Here is a 16,841-nt window from a genome sequence, read left to right as displayed (position 1 = left end):
GCTATTTTTGATCAATGTTATCAGCATTTCAGGAGCATATTCGGCAAAAGGCACTTTTTGATCCTTCCCATACCTACTTATTAGCATGTAGCGGAGGGGTAGACAGCATGGTTTTAGGACACTTACTTCTTGCTTCATCTATTCCTTTTGAAATAGCTCATGTCAATTTTGGATTACGGGATAAGGAAAGTGATCAGGATGAATTATTTGTAATTGACTGGTCCGAAAAACATAAGATCCCCTGCCACCTCTATCATCCTGAAACCCAGAAAATCGCGGAGGAAAAGAAATATTCCATTCAAATGGCCGCCCGTGATATTCGGTATACCTGGTTTGAAGAAATTAGAAAAAACAGAAACCTCAACGGCATCATTTTAGCCCATCATCAGGATGATCAGTTGGAGACTATTTTCTTGAATTTATTGAGAGGAACTGGCCTTGATGGAATTCAGGGAATGGCTGAAAAAAAATCCTGGCTGATCCGTCCGCTTTTACCTTTTTCAAAATCGGAAATCGAAGCTTATGCAAATGCAAATGGGATCTCTTGGCGAGAAGATGCCAGTAATCAAAAAACGGAGTACAAGCGAAACAAACTCCGATTGGAGGCCTTACCTACGCTTTATGGCATAGCTCCAGATGCAAAACAAAACCTTTTGGGGAGTTTTGCCCGGATTCACGACGCAGGAAAAGCGCTCCATAATTTAGCTCAAAACTGGCTTAATCAGAATATTCAACACGATGGGGATACTCAAAGCCTTCCCTTTCACGCCTTTACTCATCAATCTGGTGCAAATACCTTAGTTTTTTATTGGCTTCGAGGCTATGGTTTCAATGCTGATCAATGTGCTTCCATAATAGAATCTGCCAAGTCCAATGATTCAGGCAAACAATTCTTCAGTGGAACACATCAATTGAATGTTGATCGGGAAGAATTAATTCTAGCTCCCCTTCAATCTGCTTTTCTCGCAAAAAAAATCCAAAAACAGGATATTGAGCTAATCCTTCCAGAAGGGACCTACGAGTTGATCAAAAAGCCAATTGGTGAAAAAATTGACCCAGCTAAAATGAACGCCATGTTAGATTTGGAAAAATTAAGTTTTCCTTTGGAAGTCAGGACCTGGGAACTGGGAGACCGATTTATCCCTTTGGGGATGAAAGCCTCAAAAAAAATATCCGACTTTTTAATAGATTTGAAAATACCTCGAGTCCATAAGGAGCAAGTCAAGGTGTTGATTTCAGGTGAGGAAATAGCCTGGGTAATTGGCTATAGAATTGCTGATTGGGCCAAGTGCGACGAGTCCACCCGAGAGATCCTCCATTTTAAATTGAAAAACTGATGCGAAACCCTTTTACTAAAACCTACACTGAAGCAGAGCTTCAAACCTTCGATTTTTTGAGGTTGCTTAAGTTTTTCGAAAAACTGAAAAACAAGGAAATGTCCCGCTTTCTTCCTGCTATGCATTCGCGTAAATATCAAAAAGATGAGGTGGTGTTTTTTAGTAAGGATCCAAGCCAAGCTTTATACCTCATCAAAAAAGGACAAGTCCATTTGACCATTGACGTAAAAGATAATTTCGAAACCATTTTAGAAGTCAACAAGGGACAGGCCTTTGGAGAAAATACATTTTTGCAAAATACCAAGCGAATCTATACAGCAATCGTTACTTCCGATGAAGCAGATCTGATTGTTATCCCTCATTTTGCTATTCAGGAAATTTTTGACAGCAATCCCAAAATCAAGGCAAAAGTCATGACTGCCTTGGCTGAATTCTACAATGAAAATAACCAACGGCTCTTCCGTTCCTACCGGGAATCCTTTGGGTTTTTCAGCCTTCGACAGATGTTTGAGTAATTCTTCTCCCTATTTCTCGCCCTCTTTCCATTTCCGCTCAACAAAGTATTCCTTTTGAGGTTTCTAATCCTGTCATTGTTACTTAACTTAGCGTCGCTTTTCACGCAATTATCATTAATAAAATCTATAAAATCATGAGCAAAGTAACCGTAGTTGGGGCTGGAAACGTAGGAGCAACCTGCGCAGACGTTTTGGCCTATCGCGAAATCGCGGAAGAGATTGTTTTGGTGGATATCAAAGAAGGAGTAGCTGAAGGAAAGGCACTCGATATCTGGCAAAAAGCCCCTATCAACCAATATGATTCCCGCACTGTAGGGAGCACAAATGACTATGCAAAGACTGCAAATTCTGATGTGGTAGTCATTACTTCTGGTCTTCCTCGTAAGCCTGGAATGACTCGGGATGACTTGATTGAAACCAATGCGGGCATTGTGAAATCCGTAACAGAAAATGTGATCAAGCATTCTCCAAACGCCATCATCATCGTGGTATCCAATCCACTGGATGTGATGACTTACCAAGCACATTTGACTTCCAAACTTCCTCGTAACAAGGTGATGGGAATGGCAGGAATTCTAGATACAGCACGCTACAGAGCATTTTTGGCAGAAGAGCTAAATGTATCTGGAAAAGAAATCCAAGCAATCCTAATGGGAGGTCATGGAGACACCATGGTTCCACTACCTCGTTACACTACAGTAGCTGGAATTCCAGTGACCGAATTGGTTGAAAAGGAAAAATTGGATGCGATCATCGAGCGAACCAAATTCGGTGGTGGTGAATTGGTGAAACTTATGGGAACTTCAGCTTGGTATGCACCAGGATCTGCCGCTGCCCAAATGGTGGAAGCCATCTTGAAAAATCAGCGTCGCGTATTCCCTGTTTGTATCAAATTAGAAGGTGAATATGGAATTGATGACTGCTATCTTGGCGTTCCTGTAATCCTAGGAAAGAATGGAATTGAAAAGGTCATCGAACTTGATCTCAATGAAGAAGAAAAAGCACTTCTTGAGGTTTCCCGAGGCCACGTAAAAGAGGTGATGAATGTATTGGATAAACTTTCCAATTAATTAATCTCTTGATGGTTAGACCCGGGATTTGTCTTAAACAGGCTAAATTCCGGGTCTGATTTTTGTACCCCAATCAAAAAACTACCAGCACGGTGAACATCGGAAAAAGCGCATTAATCCTTGCAATCATTTTGGTTACTGCCGCTGCCGGATATTGGTTATATACCCAGTATTCTTCAGTACCGCAGCTCCAGAACAGACAATTAATAAGTGATAATGCTGTCTTTATTTTTGAAACAGACCAAGCCGATGCCAGCTGGAATTCTCTCGTCACGCATCCTCTCTGGGAAAAGGTAAAATCCTTCCCAGCATTCGAAGAAATTGCAAATGGCTTATCTCAACTGGATAGCCTCACAGGCTTGAGTGGACAGGTTTCACGCATCTTAAATGGAAACACTTTAAGTATATCCTACCACCCGAATGGAGCGGAAAACTTTGAATTACTTTACATTTTACAACAGGAAAAATCAGCATTCGAGGATTTAATCAGCTCCATTTCCGATAAACTTCCAGCAGATATCCAAACAAACAAAAGGACCTACGCAGATATTGAAATCACGGAGGTTTTTAAAGGAACCGACCAACGACTTTACAGCTTTGCACACCTTGGAGGTCTTTTGATTTTTTCAGAGTCTTCTTTCTTGATTGAAGAAGCCATCCGAATGTATGAAGCACCTCAAGCTATCTCAAATCATTGGGAAGAGGTTGAATTAAGTGATCAGGCGGGAAGTTTGGGAAAGGTATTGGTAAGCGCAAAAAGCCTTGCCAACTTAATAAAAGGCACTTCTAAAGATCGCGAAAGCATTCAAATCCAATCATTAGAAAATCTAGATGCAGAGGCAATTTTTTCTGTTTATTTAGATGACGACCAAATTCGATTTGAAGGAGATATTGCGCTCTTCGAAGAAGTTTCCTTTACCCCCTCACTTCAAGCCAACCTAAGTGAAATTAAGGAAGGGATTTCAGCTAGAGCACTTTCCATCACCCAGTATAATTTACCAGGGATTTTTGAAATCCAAGCCCTCACCAATCGTGGATTCCAGGGAAAATCAACTATCCAAGGTGAGGTTCAGCGCAATCTCATTGATCAAGGATTTATCGATGGATTAGGTGGGGAATTTTATTTACAGGAATTAGAACCAAATGCGGACGGGAGTCGAAACTTAATCCTTGTTGCACGGATAATCAGCGACAATTCACCAATTAGTATTTTAAAAAATTATCTGGAACAAGAAACATCTACCTTTTCGGACTTCTATTTGGGTGAGGAGATTTTTTTTGTGGGCATAGAAGAGTTGCCAGCTTACCTTTTTTCGGGCAAATTCCAAGGTTTCCCTCAAACCTTTATCTCACAACGAGGAAATCTCCTCCTATTTGCAAATTCTCAAACAGCTATTAAAATGCTTTTGGATGACTTATCTGCTGGCTATACCTGGACAAACTCGAGTTCAAGTTTAAATTTGGGAAATGTACTCAATCCGAGTACTGGATTTTCTCAAACTTATCGGTTGGGGCCTATTTGGACGAGTTGGACCGATCAGGCAAATTCAGCATGGAGTTCCTTCCTGCAACGTTATCGCCCGGTATTCACCTCTTTTGATTACCTCAGTCTTCGAATCAGTCAGGTGGGAGATGTTAAAAAAAGTAGCATCATTATACCTTTTGATGAAGAATCCCCTTCTCCGGTAGAGACTACACCAGCTGCCGTAAGTTTGGCTTCTCAAAAACAGGTTGAGTTTGAAAGTCGATTGATATGGGGACCGCAGTCCATCACCAATTACCAAGATGGAACGGAAGACCTCATTCTTCAAGATGAAAATTACAACCTTCATCTATTGAATGCAGATGGTACGCTTGTATACAGCTACCCACTATCTGGTCCGATTTTAGGAGAAGCCTTCCAAATCGACTATTACAAAAACGGGAAACTTCAGGTTTTGCTAGCAACCCCTGAGAAAGTTTACGGGATAGATCGTCTGGGAAATCCACTTACCGGTTACCCTTTTGATTTTGAAGAAAAACTAACGCACCTGCAGTTAGTAGATTATGACAATAACCGCGAATACCGCTTCTTCTTAGCAACAGCCGAAGGGAATCTTTACCTTCTGGACAAGATCGGCAAACGTTTGGATGGATGGAACCCTAATTCCCTTCAAGACCCAAGTTTCCAAGCTCCAAATCACTTCCGAGTCCCTGGAAAAGGGGATTACATGGGTACACTTTCTACCAGTGGATCCCTACATCTGTTTAATCGAAGAGGAGAAAAAGAAGATGGCTCACCCTATGATTTGAAAGGTGCGTTTAATTCCGGGCTTTTCTTTGGGAGATTGGCTGCTTCAAACCGATTTGGCTTGACAGGAGTAACGAAAGACGGACAAGTTATTCAGGTAAATTTCGACGGAGAAATTATAAATCGAAACCAATTGGTGAAAGAAGATCGAGATAGTGAATTCTTCTTGGTTCCAGACCAAAAAAACCAAAGCTTTCTGATCGTATCCAAAACCTTCAACCAACTGAAAGTCTTCAGTTCAAAAGAAGAGGAACTATTCAACAGCAGGGTTTCCGAAGGGAAGCTTATCTATCAATATTTTGATTTTGGAGGCAATCGTCAGATTTTTGCATTGGTAGATCAGGAGCAAAACTTCGCCTTTCTGTATGATTTAAATGGAAATCTACTTACGAATTTACCTTTGGATAGCTCAGGAAGGATTCAGATAAGTTTTGATCAGCGGAATAATCAATACCTGATTCGTTCCATAGTAGGGAATAAATTGATCTCCTACTTACTTGCCGCCTAATCGGCTCAATTGATTCAAAAGATGAAAGTTATGTCTCGAAAAATAATAGCGACTTTAAGTTTTTTACTGCTTCTATCCCTTCAGCTTCAAGCCCAATTGATCAGGGATAATGCCACTTCCATTTCAGATACTAATCGCCCCAATCTGAGCACTCCTTACCATACCACCTTGACCTTTTTTTACAATCTGGAGGACAATAATTTTTTCCCTGAAAAAGCTGCCTCCACACTAGATCTTTCAGGGCAACAAGATGAGGATGCCACAAAATTAAGCATCAAGCTCAAGCAAGTATTTGAAGGGCAGGGCATCATAATTCGGGCAAGCCAAATCCCAAGACTTGCAGATTATCAGGATACAACTGGACTCACTAATGAAGACATTTATTATTTCGACAGGGATAAATTACCCGGTGTATTCCTCGAAAAAGTCGGAGCTGAGTGGAAGTTTTCATCTTTTACTGTAAGTCAAATCGACGAACTCCATAAGAAAACCTATCCCTATGGAACTGATCGACTTTTAAACCTCCTTCCCAAAATCGGAAATGACAAATACCTTGGGCTCTACTCTTGGCAGTTAGTCGGACTGTTCTTTATTATCTTCCTGGTTTTTGTCAGCCATTTTATATTGACCTTCTTGATTGACAAAGTACTGGTTTATCTATTCCGAAAATTCAATTACCAGCAAATCGGGGAAAACTACCTCCTGCCTGTAGCCAAAGTGGTCAGTTACTTTTTAATCGCTCAGATTCTTTCCATTCTTCTTCCCGTTTTACAGTTACCTGTAGAAATCTGGTCTTGGATGGTCGTGATTCTTCGGACGATAAAGCCACTACTCCTGACCTTGATTTTTTACAAATTAGTCAATGTCTTGGCGGTATACTTTGCTCGCTTGGCTACGAAAACTGAGTCTACCTTGGACGATCAATTGGTGCCGCTCCTGCGCAAGACGCTAAAGGCATTTGTGATAATTATCGGAACGCTCTTTATCCTTCGAGATGGGCTTAACCTAGATATAATCCCCTTCCTTACTGGATTGTCCATTGGTGGTGTCGCCATTGCCTTGGCAGCACAGGACACCATCAAGAATTTCTTCGGATCCATTATGATCTTTATTGACAAACCGTTTCAGGTCGGTGATTGGATTACTTCTGGGGATATTGATGGTACAGTGGAAGAGGTTGGCTTTCGGTCTACAAGGATCCGCACTTTCCGTAATTCCGTCATGTATGTTCCCAATGGAAAAATTGCGGATGCCATCTTAGACAACCACGGCCTTCGAAAATACAGACGGTTTTATACGACTTTGACCGTCACCTATGACACACCTCCCCAATTGATTGATGAGTTTGTAAAAGGTTTGAAGGAAATTGTTCTTGCACATCCTGACACCAGAAAGGACTACTTCAATATCTTTTTCAATAATCTTTCTTCTTACAGCCAAGATGTGATGTTTTACATCTTCTTTGAGGTTCCTACTTGGCCTGAAGAACTCAAGGCAAGGCACGAGATTCTGATTCAAATTGTCAAGCTAGCCAATTCTCTGGGTGTGAGGTTTGCATTCCCAACCCAAACCTTACACATGGAAAGCTTCCCAGAGAAAAAAGGATTAATCCCAACCTATCCTTCTGAACAGTCAGAATACCAGAAAAAGCTTAGCGCATTTTTGGCATCCGAACTTAGTAAAAAAGAGTAGAATTAATCCTGCTTGACCTTAAAAATGGTCTTCTTGATTTCTTTCCGCCCAGCAGGTAGCTCAGAAATAAGCTCCACTTCAAAAGGTACTTGGAGATTTGGAATCAAGATTTCTAAAGAACCATTCGCAGGATCAACCAGCGGATCTTTTGACCAATACAGAATGGAGCGGAAATCTTCATTTTCCAAATCAGGCTGAGAAATAGAATTGACCAAATCAATCGGAACCTGAATCCCTTTGTAGGGAGTGAAAAATGCATTACTAGGCAAGGGGAAACCTCCCACATTGCTTTGGTAGGAAGAAAAACTCATCACGCCCTCAAATTCCCGATCATTGAGGTAAAAAAGCCTGGAGAGAACTTCTAACTTTTCAAACGTTTTTGGGTTGAATGCTGCCAATTGATCGGAGTCAAAAACCGGCATTCCATCCACAAGCATCAAAGGATTCCCATTAAATACTCCCCCATTTTCATTGATGGACCGAAATTCTTTCTTCCCTTGTCGTGTACGAACCGAAATCATCGGCACATATTCCTTAATGACTGTTTCAACCGATTCAAAACGGGTATAGTCATCCAACATAAAGGTCCGGTCAGCGACAAAGCCCGTAACAACAGGAACAGGTTCCTGTCGATAGCGTTCCGTAAAATAAGTTTGTACCCCACTGCTGAAAAGTAACTGCTGCAGGTAGGGCTCATCTTTTGGACTGATGACCAATTCCGGAAATTTAAAATCAGGTTTAAACTCAGTTCGAACCGCAGGAGAAAGCAATTCAAAATCCAACATATCCCCATTCTCATCTGCCTGAGCGATCATAAAATCCCAATGTTTCAAGCCCCCGATATCAAAAAACAAATTACCCGATTCATCTGGTCGATCGGTGTAAAGTGCTGACTCACGACCATGGACCGAAAGGAAATAAACTTTCGTCGTATCAACGGTCCGAGAGTCCACCTGTGCGGCAACAATATGCCCAAAAAGCTCAGGAAGCAACTTGCCCACCGGCGGCTTTACATAAAGGTCCGAGGAGCTAATCATTTGATCCATTTCCAAGTAAGGATTTTTCACCCGAACTTTTACCTCTATTGGATCTTCGGATTTCCAAAGGATGGACAGGGTACTTCCAAGGTTAGGCTTCTTTTCGGAGAGTGAAATGGAAGGTTCTGAGGCCCATTCTTTTTCAAAGGCAGCAGCCTTTTCTAAGTCAACTTTGGGAGAAATAGTCGGATTGAAAATAGTCACCAATTGCTGCTTCAGCCCCTTTCCCATATCCAAGAAAGGACTAATCCGGGTATAAACCCGTAATAAATAATGGTCTGAGGGAATTTCACGCGGAATCTCTAAAAAATGAAAAACCTTACCTTTTTCCAGCAATAGCTTTGCTAAATGGACAGACTCATTTTCCCGATTGAGAAGCTCAGCATACACCACATGAGAGGTCGTGGGAGCTTGCTGCTGCCACACTTCAGCATCAATCCAGATTTTTTCCCCAGTAAAATAAAGTGTTTTTGGTATCGAAAACTCAACTGATTCCGAAACGGTCTCCTGTGCAAAAGAATTTGGAACAATGAAAAATTGAAACCAAAAAAGGAATATCCCCAACCAAGTTGTAAGCCTCATTTCCATCATTAATCCTCCCAAAATTCAGGTCTAACATTCGTTCCTCTTCGGGTACAATCCACGCATGAAGCTTGGCTATAGCGGTATCCAATAGGTACAAAACCATTTTCCAGAAAAACCGGCGTTGTAGGAATATTGCCTCCTGATCGAAAATAGGAATCATAATTTGCAACTAATACAGTATCCGGTGCAGTGACACAACCGAAGTACTCTTCTACATCTGCTCGCCAAGGAGCTACTTCCCGAATGTCGATGAATAGTCGTCTTTGCTTTACCACCCCCAAACTAACCTGTCCGATCACTGGCACATCAGAATTTTGATCCTGTTTGATATTTCCCCCAATTAGGGAAGGAAGTGGACTAAAAATAGAGCCCAAATCATCTGAATTCTTTTTCAATATTTCCCAAAACTCCGAGTCATCTTGACTGATGGCTTTTTGGGAAATTAAGATACTGTACCGCAACGAAAGTCGCTCATCTCCTCTATTGATTTGCCTTATGGCCTGACGAAAAACGAATTGATCCTGAAATCGTGATGAGGTCTCGAGTAAGAGATCTGAATTGCGTTGACTTCGGTAGCAGAGATCAATACGCTCTTCCTGAGTCCGGGGGACGATTTGCTGCGTTTCTGGCACATACTTATCCAAGGAAATAAAAGGAGGACGAAAAGCCCAAGTCTCCTCATAAGTCCAAAGAAAGTCATCCGCATTTTCATCTCCCTGTGTAGTCAAAAAAATCTCCACCCCACCTTCATTTTTCTCGAATCCCACATCAATGATATCTGGAGTAATCAAAGGCTGAAGTTCTTCAGAAGTATAACTACTGCCATCCCGAAGGATAATATGCAAACGATAGGTTCCTGATTCCGAAACATCATACTGGAATTCATACACTCCTTGTCCCAATTCTGAAAATGAAAATTGCTCACCAGAAAGACTTTCCAGGTAAATATCCGCTCCCTCCACCAAGGAACTGGATTGATTTTGACCTTGAATAGGCTGAGTAAAACTTAAGCTAAGCTGACTTGCTGTCCCCTCTGTGTCCAAATAACCTTCCACTACCAAGACATTCAAATCAACCGGATTAATTTCTGGCTCAAAAGGCTCCCTACAAGAAAGCAAGGTCCCAATCAGCAGTAAACTCAAAAATAGATTCTTTCTCATCAGAACTTGAAATTATAGGTAATGAAGGGAATGGGCCTCGCAAAGATGGATAATTGATAGCCGCGTAATTGACCATCAATTGGTGTATAATACACTGAATAGGGATTACTGCGTCCTAGCACATTATATATTCCTAAGGACCAAGAAGAGTGTGCTAACTTTCGAACTTTGTGATTCCCTTCCAGATTTACTGACAAATCGAGGCGGAAGTAATCCGGGATTCTGTAGGCATTTCGGTCTGAAAAATAAACTCGTTCAGACCCAGCATATTCAAATTTGGCGATAGGCAAAGTCACCGGTCGGCCCGTACTGTAATTACCATTTAAGGACACATTCACCCGCTTGCTCAACTCATAATTCGCCACCAAAACTGCATGATGGGGTTGGTCAAAATTGCTGGGATAAAATTCTCCATCGTTGATTTTTTCGATACTCGGTTCATCCGATGTTCTGAGCAAAGATCTTGAATAGGTATAGGCTAAAGAGCCAGTCAAACTTCCTGTCGTCTTTTTTAATAATAACTCAATCCCATAGGCCTTTCCTTCGGTATTCAGGACATCTTGCTCAATATTTTCATTCAAAATGATCGAAGCTCCAGATCGGTAATCCAACAAATTATCCATGTAGCGATAGTAAACTTCTGCTGAAAATTCCAGCGTATTCAAAGCCATATTTCGATAATATCCGAAGGATGCCTGCCCGCCTGTTTGAGGTCGGATGTATCGGTCACTCAGCTTCCACGAATCCGTAGGAGCTATCGCTGAGGTATTGGATAATAGGTGAATATTCTGCCGCATGGTGTTAAACCCAAGCTTGATGGAAGATTGATTATTCAAGGTGTATCTTCCTGAAACTCGAAATTCCGGTCCATGATACGTTTGAACATTCTCTCCCGAACCAAAAGTCTCCTCTCCTATCACATTGCTATCTGTGATCGGCGCATCCGGCACATAGTTATTGACCGTCATCGGACCAAAGAGTTGGTAAAACATATACCTTCCTCCATAGCTGATGGATAGCTGCTCACTGATCGTCCATTCATCCCCAAAATAGATGGATAATTCACGCGCTTGCTCATCCTCCAAATCCTCAGGAATGACAATCGATTCAGGTCCAAAAGGACTATTCGTTCCGGGATTCAGCTGGTATTGAATACCATGCAAACCAAATTTATAAATGTGATTCTCCCCTTTTCGGTATTCAAAATCAGCTCGTAAATGAAGCTGGCTAACATCAAAGCTAAACTGATAAGCATTCAGCGGATTGTCTTGCCCGATAATTCCAAATTGGTAGTGGTCACTTCCCAACGTAAACCGACCTTCTAATTGCTCATTGAAATAATGTCGCCAAGTAGCTGCTAGGTTTACATTCTCATAGGAATAGGTGGTATCCAAATCAAATCCAAAGGAATCATTGGAAAGATAGGTGGTGATTTCGAGTTGATCCCGTTCACTGAATTCATGCCGGATATTCGCATTTAGGTCATAAAACGAAGCATTGGACCCTTCCAGCGCTGCCTCCTCCTCCAGCAAGTCCAAAGCCCAGTTGGAATAGGTAGTTCTTCCACCAACAATGAAAGTCGTCTTCTCTCCGATTGGCCCTTCCAAACTCAAGCGCCCCGTCATGATACCGATACCGCCGCTTCCTCCAATTTTATCCGATCTCCCAAACTTGGGTTCAACCTGCAAGACCGAGGATAAGCGTCCTCCATAATTTACCGGAACAGATCCTTTGTATAATTCCACGCCCGAAACCATGTCTGGGTTGAAGGCTGAGAAGAATCCAAACACATGAGAAGGATTAAAAATGGTGGATTGATTATAGAGAATCAGATTTTGATCCGCAGCTCCTCCACGCACATTGAATCCTACACTCGCTTCTCCCACGGTATTCACCCCCGGCATTGTCAAGACCCCACGCAAAATATCAACCTCTCCCAACACGGCTGGAAGCTTACGTACATCGGCTATGCTAATGGACTGCACCCCCATATCCAATTTATTGATATTGTTCAGAGCCCCGGAACTCACCACAACTTCATCCAGCGAGAGAAAGCTTTCCTGAACCTCCATATTCAAGGCCCCATCGCCAAAGAGCTCAATTTGTCGCTGCTCCTGATAACCCCCTGGATTTTGTATAAAGAGCGTGTGGCGTCCTTTCGGTAATTCGATTTTATAATTCCCATCCGAATCGGTGATGGTCTTTTGATAATCCACTTTCTCAAAAATAACCGTCCCCAACATGGGCTCGCCATTATCAATATTGGTCACTTTTCCACTAAGGATTGCTGTTTCCCGAGTCGGATCTACTTGGTCCTTTCCTATCTCAAACCGCATATTTTTGGCGAAAGCTCCTAATTCAGTTCCAGACATCCCCGAAGATCCGGATCCCAAGTCTTTCTTTGGTTCAAAATATCCCCTGGCAAACCCCACCTGCATTTTCTCTCCCTTGGTTATAAAAACCCGATGGTCCGAAGAAATGGCGAATTGAAAATCCGTCTCTGAAAAAACGATTTCCAACAAATCCTTCAATTGGGAATCATTTGCTTGCATGTTGACTGAGAGATCGGCGAGTTGTTCTTTTGAAAAATAAAATCGGTAATCACTTTCTGATTCGATTTTTTCAACAAATCGCTCAAAGGAAATTCCAGCGAAAAACCCGGAGAATTTCTGGATGCTTTGAGCCGAAAGATCCCCGATACCCCATCCAAGGAAAAGGACTAAAAAGAATAAAAACCGGCGATAGTTCATAGGGTTTCCGATTGAGTAGCGAGCTGTAATAAAGCCTTAAGGTAATTTCGACGGTTTTGATTGAAGTAAATGCGGTTACGCGTCAGGTTTTCTCTGATCCCCTTTTTCTCCACTTGGAGCAGCTTGATCGCATCTTTCTTCCTTTTAACTGGAAAAAACTGGTCACCCTTTACCAAGAAAAAATCCTCATACTCGATATAATACCCCACATAGTCCCCTAATTCCCTTGCCGGCTTGTCCACTTTGTAGTGCTTTGAGACCAACTCCATCGAACCGGAGGCGATGATTTCATAAAACCCATTCTTATCATACAAATAATCCTCATTTCCACTCAGCTGTCTGAATTCACTCCCATCCTCTAAGACAAACCCATCAATTTTGGCAGGATTGATCAATAATTTTTGAGAAAAAAGCGGATGAAATGTAATCACTTGATCGTATCGGATATCATACAAAAGTGGAACATCCGGATAGAAAACCCGATTGATGGTTAAACCTCCCTTTTCAAAAGAACGAGTTGAGAAATAAGGGAACCCATCATAATTTCGAGGGGGCTCTGGGTATTGAGCGCCTGTGATCAATTCCTGAAAAAACGGGAGCTCTTCTTGATATTTTTCAAGATTTGCTAAATTCTCATTGACGGTCTGAGACCAAGCCGAAGCCACTAGTAGGGTACACAGACCCCAAGCAAAAATAATTTTCCGCATGGATGAAATTACGACAGATTCCAATGGAAGATTTTTATTTTTAAAAATATCTTTAAGTGGTTTCCCTTTACGATGGAAGGGAAAAAATTGATACAAAAATCCCAGACTTATTATGATAAACCGTAGAAACCTGCTCAAATCACTTGCTTTGGCCCCTTTAGCCGGAGTGGCAATGAATGCCGAAGCAAAACCCGATCAAAAAAGAGAATCCAACTTTAAATTCTCTTTGAATACTTCTACCATACGGGGGCAAAAGCTGAGCCTTTCAGAAATGATCAATGTCACTGCCCGGGCAGGTTATGATGGGATCGAGCTGTGGATAATGGAAATTGATGCGTATTTGGCGTCTGGGAAAAGCCTTCAAGCCCTGAAAAAGGAATTGGATGATGCGGGAATCGAAGCGGTGAATGCCATTGGTTTTGCTACCTGGATGGCGCAGGATGCGGAGAAAAGTAAAAAAGGCTTTGCCCAAATCGAAAAGGAAATGAATCAGCTCGCAGCTATTGGTTGCAAGCGCATCGCTGCTCCGGCAATAGGAGCGGAAGCACCGGTAGATCTATTTGAAGCGGGAGAAAAATACGCCCAACTCTTGGAACTAGGTCGCAAAACCGGCTGCATGCCGCAGCTGGAGTTTTGGGGAGCTTTTCCACCTTTTTATCAACTCGGCCAAGCCCTAGCAGTCGCAGCAATGGCTAATGATGCGGATGCTCGATTGCTACCGGATATTTATCATCTCTTTCGGGGAGGTTCGGGTTTTGATGGGCTCAAACTACTCAGTGGGAATGCGGTGGAAGTCTTTCATATGAATGATTTCCCCGGCACCCTGGCCCGAACAGAGCAAGAGGACAAGCACCGGGTATATCCCGGCGATGGCGTAGGTCCCCTGGTGGAAGTGGCGCAGACCTTAAAGAATATGGGCGGAACCAAGATCCTTTCTTTGGAACTATTCAATCCGAGTCTTTATGCCATGGATGCCGATGTCGTCGCCCAAACGGGTCTGGAAAAAATGAAGCAGTTTTTTTAAAGCCTGATTGTTGTAGATAAAGGGATTAACTGCGGCTGTCTCAGAAGACTTCCGTAATTGCGAACGAAGTGAAGCAATCTTCCCTGATTTAAATTAAATCAATATTGAGATTGCTTCTCTCGACCTTGTCGGGATCGCAATGACTGCACATCATACTTTTGAGGCAAGGTCGAATATCTTCACCATCCCGATAGCCATCGGAACGGCAGATTTTTCTCCCAAACTTAGGACCTTCCTATCTACTGTGGCTTACAAAGACACAGACTGGAACGGCATAAAAAGTTAATGAAGAGGGGAATAGAATTTTTGATTCCCCAATAAGTAATTAACTTATAACAACTTGTAAGATTATGCGCTATTTGATACTGGTCCTTGGGCTTATTTTTCCATTACTGACTTTTTCTCAGACACAAAATAAAAACGAATTAGCTGAATACTCCTATTCGGAGTTCTTTCAGATGATCGAAAATGAGGAAGACTCTGTTTTTAGACTGGATAATGCACTGATCTTTTATAACAAGCTTACTGATGAGTCTTTTTTGGCCAAAGAGAATACTAGCTCAACCAGAAGTGATACCATTCATATTCGAAAGGCCTTGGAACTAGAAAATGTGGTTTTTGATCCATTTAATCGTTTTTCTCTTCTCAATAGATATCTGAATCAAATCGAGTTTCATGAAAAGGTGGTTTTCACAAATGTTTTTGGGAGTTTCCAGAACATCCGCTTTTTGAAAATAAGTATAGGATTCAACGAGTATATCCCTCAATTGCTAGAGGAAATTAATTCAAATTCAAAAATCGAGACCTTCTCTAAGTTTGAACGCCTTTATTTTAACAAGGTAATATTCGATAGCGACCCCCACATTCTTTGTTTGAAAGGAGGCAAGCAAAATGTCATGTTAGAAATCAATGATTGCAAGTTTGGAGGCCAGAATTCGGATGCAAGATCTTTTTTTCTTTTACAAAGCTTTGGACGAGTAAGATTCACGAACAATCAGTTCAAAGGGAGTGATTCCTATTCCATGTCATTTTTTGACAATTCAGATATAGTAATAGAGAACAATGATTTTGGTGAGCGATTTATAGATTTAGATTTTCCCATTGAGAATGAAAAGGTCGATTTTGTTAATAATAAATATGATTTTATTGCCGGCTTATCTCTAAACGAAAACACCTCCAATTTCACCATCGATTGGACACAATTTCAAAGCGGTCTTATCAACAGTGATGCCTATTACGATTTCTTATTAAAAATGGCAGGGGGAGATAATTTGAAAGGTCAAGAATTCGAAAAAGACGCTGCCATTTTATTACACTATAAAGACGCTGCCAGGTTTGCAGATAACGCTGCATTTCGTGAAGAAATAAAACTCTTAGGAACGATCAACGACATTTACAAAAAACAACATGACATTGAATCTGCGAATGCGAGTTATATCGCATTAAAGGATTTGCAAACGCAGAGGCTTCAATATGTATACCAGGAAAACCCTTCATTTGACACCTTCTTCGAATGGAAGGTGAACCAATTCCTAAAGATTTTTTCGGATTATGGGACAAAGCCCTCTAAGGCGATAACCATGTCCGTTTATGTTATTCTAATTTTTGCACTTATCTATCTTTTCTTCCCTAACTATTGGGACAGTCATGGCAAAGACCGGATGCTCTACCGCTATCATTTCTTTCTAAAATACCTCAACCAGAATGCCGGCATGCACGATGTGTATCTGGAGAATAAAAGAGATGAGCTAGCCCATTATGAAGGCTTTAGAAAGTTCTTTGAGGAAAACGGAAAAACGGTTCCTAAAATCTTTCTGGCTACAGCCCTCCCTCTCTATCGCTGGTCAACGGCAAGCACAAAAACTTCTTCCTGGCTCCTTCAAAAGATTGATATTTTCAAAGGGAAATGGTCGGATCTACCGGCACAAAAAAAAGCTATCAAAACCGTCTTGCTGTTGCTCGTTTTTTTTATCGCCATCCTCTACGACCTCTTTATCAAAATGCTCAATGCCCTTATGCTGAGCATCAACACCTTTACTACCTTAGGTTTTGGTGAGATCCCCATAAAAGGCCTGCCTCGCTATTTAGCCATTATTCAAGGTTTTATTGGCTGGTTTATGTTGACGATATTCTCAGTGTCTTTGATATCCCAGTTGTTGAACTGAT

Annotated in this window: 11 protein-coding genes; 7 read left to right on the top strand and 4 right to left on the bottom strand. The window is 41.6% G+C overall.

The annotated features are described in order from the left end of the window. Positions 1 to 14: 14 nt before the first annotated feature. From tilS to HWE15_RS15225, 5 genes are all read left to right on the top strand, one after another. Positions 15 to 1,337 carry a tRNA lysidine(34) synthetase TilS gene (gene tilS / locus HWE15_RS15245; protein ID WP_290508406.1) on the top strand — a complete coding sequence of 441 codons (1,323 nt, stop codon included), beginning with the start codon at positions 15 to 17 and terminating at the stop codon, positions 1,335 to 1,337. Next, positions 1,337 to 1,852 (top strand): Crp/Fnr family transcriptional regulator, encoded by a 516-nt coding sequence (locus HWE15_RS15240; protein WP_290508405.1) that lies wholly within the window; start codon positions 1,337 to 1,339, stop codon positions 1,850 to 1,852. Before tilS ends, HWE15_RS15240 begins: the two co-directional genes overlap by 1 nt. Positions 1,853 to 1,986: 134 nt before the next feature. After that, positions 1,987 to 2,922: a malate dehydrogenase gene (gene mdh, locus HWE15_RS15235; protein ID WP_290508404.1), complete on the top strand. Its 936-nt coding sequence runs from the start codon at positions 1,987 to 1,989 to the stop codon at positions 2,920 to 2,922. A gap of 92 nt (positions 2,923 to 3,014) precedes the next feature. Next, positions 3,015 to 5,720, top strand: a complete 2,706-nt coding sequence (locus HWE15_RS15230; RefSeq protein ID WP_290508403.1) for a hypothetical protein — start codon at positions 3,015 to 3,017, stop codon at positions 5,718 to 5,720. 30 nt (positions 5,721 to 5,750) lie between these two features. Further along, positions 5,751 to 7,412, top strand: coding sequence for a mechanosensitive ion channel family protein (locus HWE15_RS15225; RefSeq protein WP_290508402.1), 1,662 nt, complete (start codon positions 5,751 to 5,753; stop codon positions 7,410 to 7,412). Positions 7,413 to 7,414: 2 nt separating this feature from the next. Here the strand turns inward: HWE15_RS15225 and HWE15_RS15220 are convergent, their stop codons facing one another. From HWE15_RS15220 to HWE15_RS15205, 4 genes are read right to left on the bottom strand one after another with little or no spacing between them, the layout of a single operon-like run. Then, a complete protein-coding gene (locus HWE15_RS15220) occupies positions 7,415 to 9,031 on the bottom strand; it encodes a hypothetical protein (RefSeq protein WP_290508401.1) in 1,617 nt (538 codons plus the stop codon). 8 nt (positions 9,032 to 9,039) lie between these two features. Continuing rightward, a complete protein-coding gene (locus tag HWE15_RS15215) occupies positions 9,040 to 10,194 on the bottom strand; it encodes a DUF4249 domain-containing protein (RefSeq protein ID WP_290508400.1) in 1,155 nt (384 codons plus the stop codon). Next, positions 10,194 to 12,944, bottom strand: coding sequence for a TonB-dependent receptor (locus HWE15_RS15210; protein ID WP_290508399.1), 2,751 nt, complete (start codon positions 12,942 to 12,944; stop codon positions 10,194 to 10,196). Before HWE15_RS15210 ends, HWE15_RS15215 begins: the two co-directional genes overlap by 1 nt. Next, on the bottom strand, positions 12,941 to 13,651 hold the full coding sequence (locus HWE15_RS15205) for a hypothetical protein (RefSeq protein WP_290508398.1): 711 nt from the start codon (positions 13,649 to 13,651) through the stop codon (positions 12,941 to 12,943). The genes HWE15_RS15210 and HWE15_RS15205 overlap by 4 nt, the downstream gene beginning before the upstream one ends. Positions 13,652 to 13,763: 112 nt before the next feature. Here HWE15_RS15205 and HWE15_RS15200 point away from each other — a divergent pair, with 112 nt between their 5' ends. Both HWE15_RS15200 and HWE15_RS15195 read left to right on the top strand, forming a co-directional pair. Continuing rightward, positions 13,764 to 14,675, top strand: a complete 912-nt coding sequence (locus tag HWE15_RS15200; RefSeq protein WP_290508397.1) for a sugar phosphate isomerase/epimerase — start codon at positions 13,764 to 13,766, stop codon at positions 14,673 to 14,675. A 350-nt stretch (positions 14,676 to 15,025) separates the two neighbouring features. Beyond that, entirely contained in the window at positions 15,026 to 16,840 is a 1,815-nt protein-coding gene (locus HWE15_RS15195) for a potassium channel family protein (RefSeq protein ID WP_290508396.1), read from the top strand. The last annotated feature ends 1 nt before the right edge of the window (position 16,841 follow it).

This window comes from Algoriphagus sp. (assembly GCF_013373065.1).
In the GTDB taxonomy this organism is placed as follows: domain Bacteria; phylum Bacteroidota; class Bacteroidia; order Cytophagales; family Cyclobacteriaceae; genus Algoriphagus.
This window is presented reverse-complemented; position numbering and strand designations above follow the sequence as displayed.

Excerpts from the sequence above, each read along its gene's own strand:
- mdh (WP_290508404.1), top strand. The coding sequence starts at position 1,987 with ATGAGCAAAGTAACCGTAGTTGGGGCTGGAAACGTAGGAGCAACCTGC.
- HWE15_RS15220 (WP_290508401.1), bottom strand. The coding sequence starts at position 9,031 with ATGAGGCTTACAACTTGGTTGGGGATATTCCTTTTTTGGTTTCAATTT.
- tilS (WP_290508406.1), top strand. The coding sequence starts at position 15 with ATGTTATCAGCATTTCAGGAGCATATTCGGCAAAAGGCACTTTTTGAT.
- HWE15_RS15205 (WP_290508398.1), bottom strand. The coding sequence starts at position 13,651 with ATGCGGAAAATTATTTTTGCTTGGGGTCTGTGTACCCTACTAGTGGCT.
- HWE15_RS15225 (WP_290508402.1), top strand. The coding sequence starts at position 5,751 with ATGTCTCGAAAAATAATAGCGACTTTAAGTTTTTTACTGCTTCTATCC.
- HWE15_RS15200 (WP_290508397.1), top strand. The coding sequence starts at position 13,764 with ATGATAAACCGTAGAAACCTGCTCAAATCACTTGCTTTGGCCCCTTTA.
- HWE15_RS15215 (WP_290508400.1), bottom strand. The coding sequence starts at position 10,194 with ATGAGAAAGAATCTATTTTTGAGTTTACTGCTGATTGGGACCTTGCTT.
- HWE15_RS15195 (WP_290508396.1), top strand. The coding sequence starts at position 15,026 with ATGCGCTATTTGATACTGGTCCTTGGGCTTATTTTTCCATTACTGACT.
- HWE15_RS15210 (WP_290508399.1), bottom strand. The coding sequence starts at position 12,944 with ATGAACTATCGCCGGTTTTTATTCTTTTTAGTCCTTTTCCTTGGATGG.
- HWE15_RS15240 (WP_290508405.1), top strand. The coding sequence starts at position 1,337 with ATGCGAAACCCTTTTACTAAAACCTACACTGAAGCAGAGCTTCAAACC.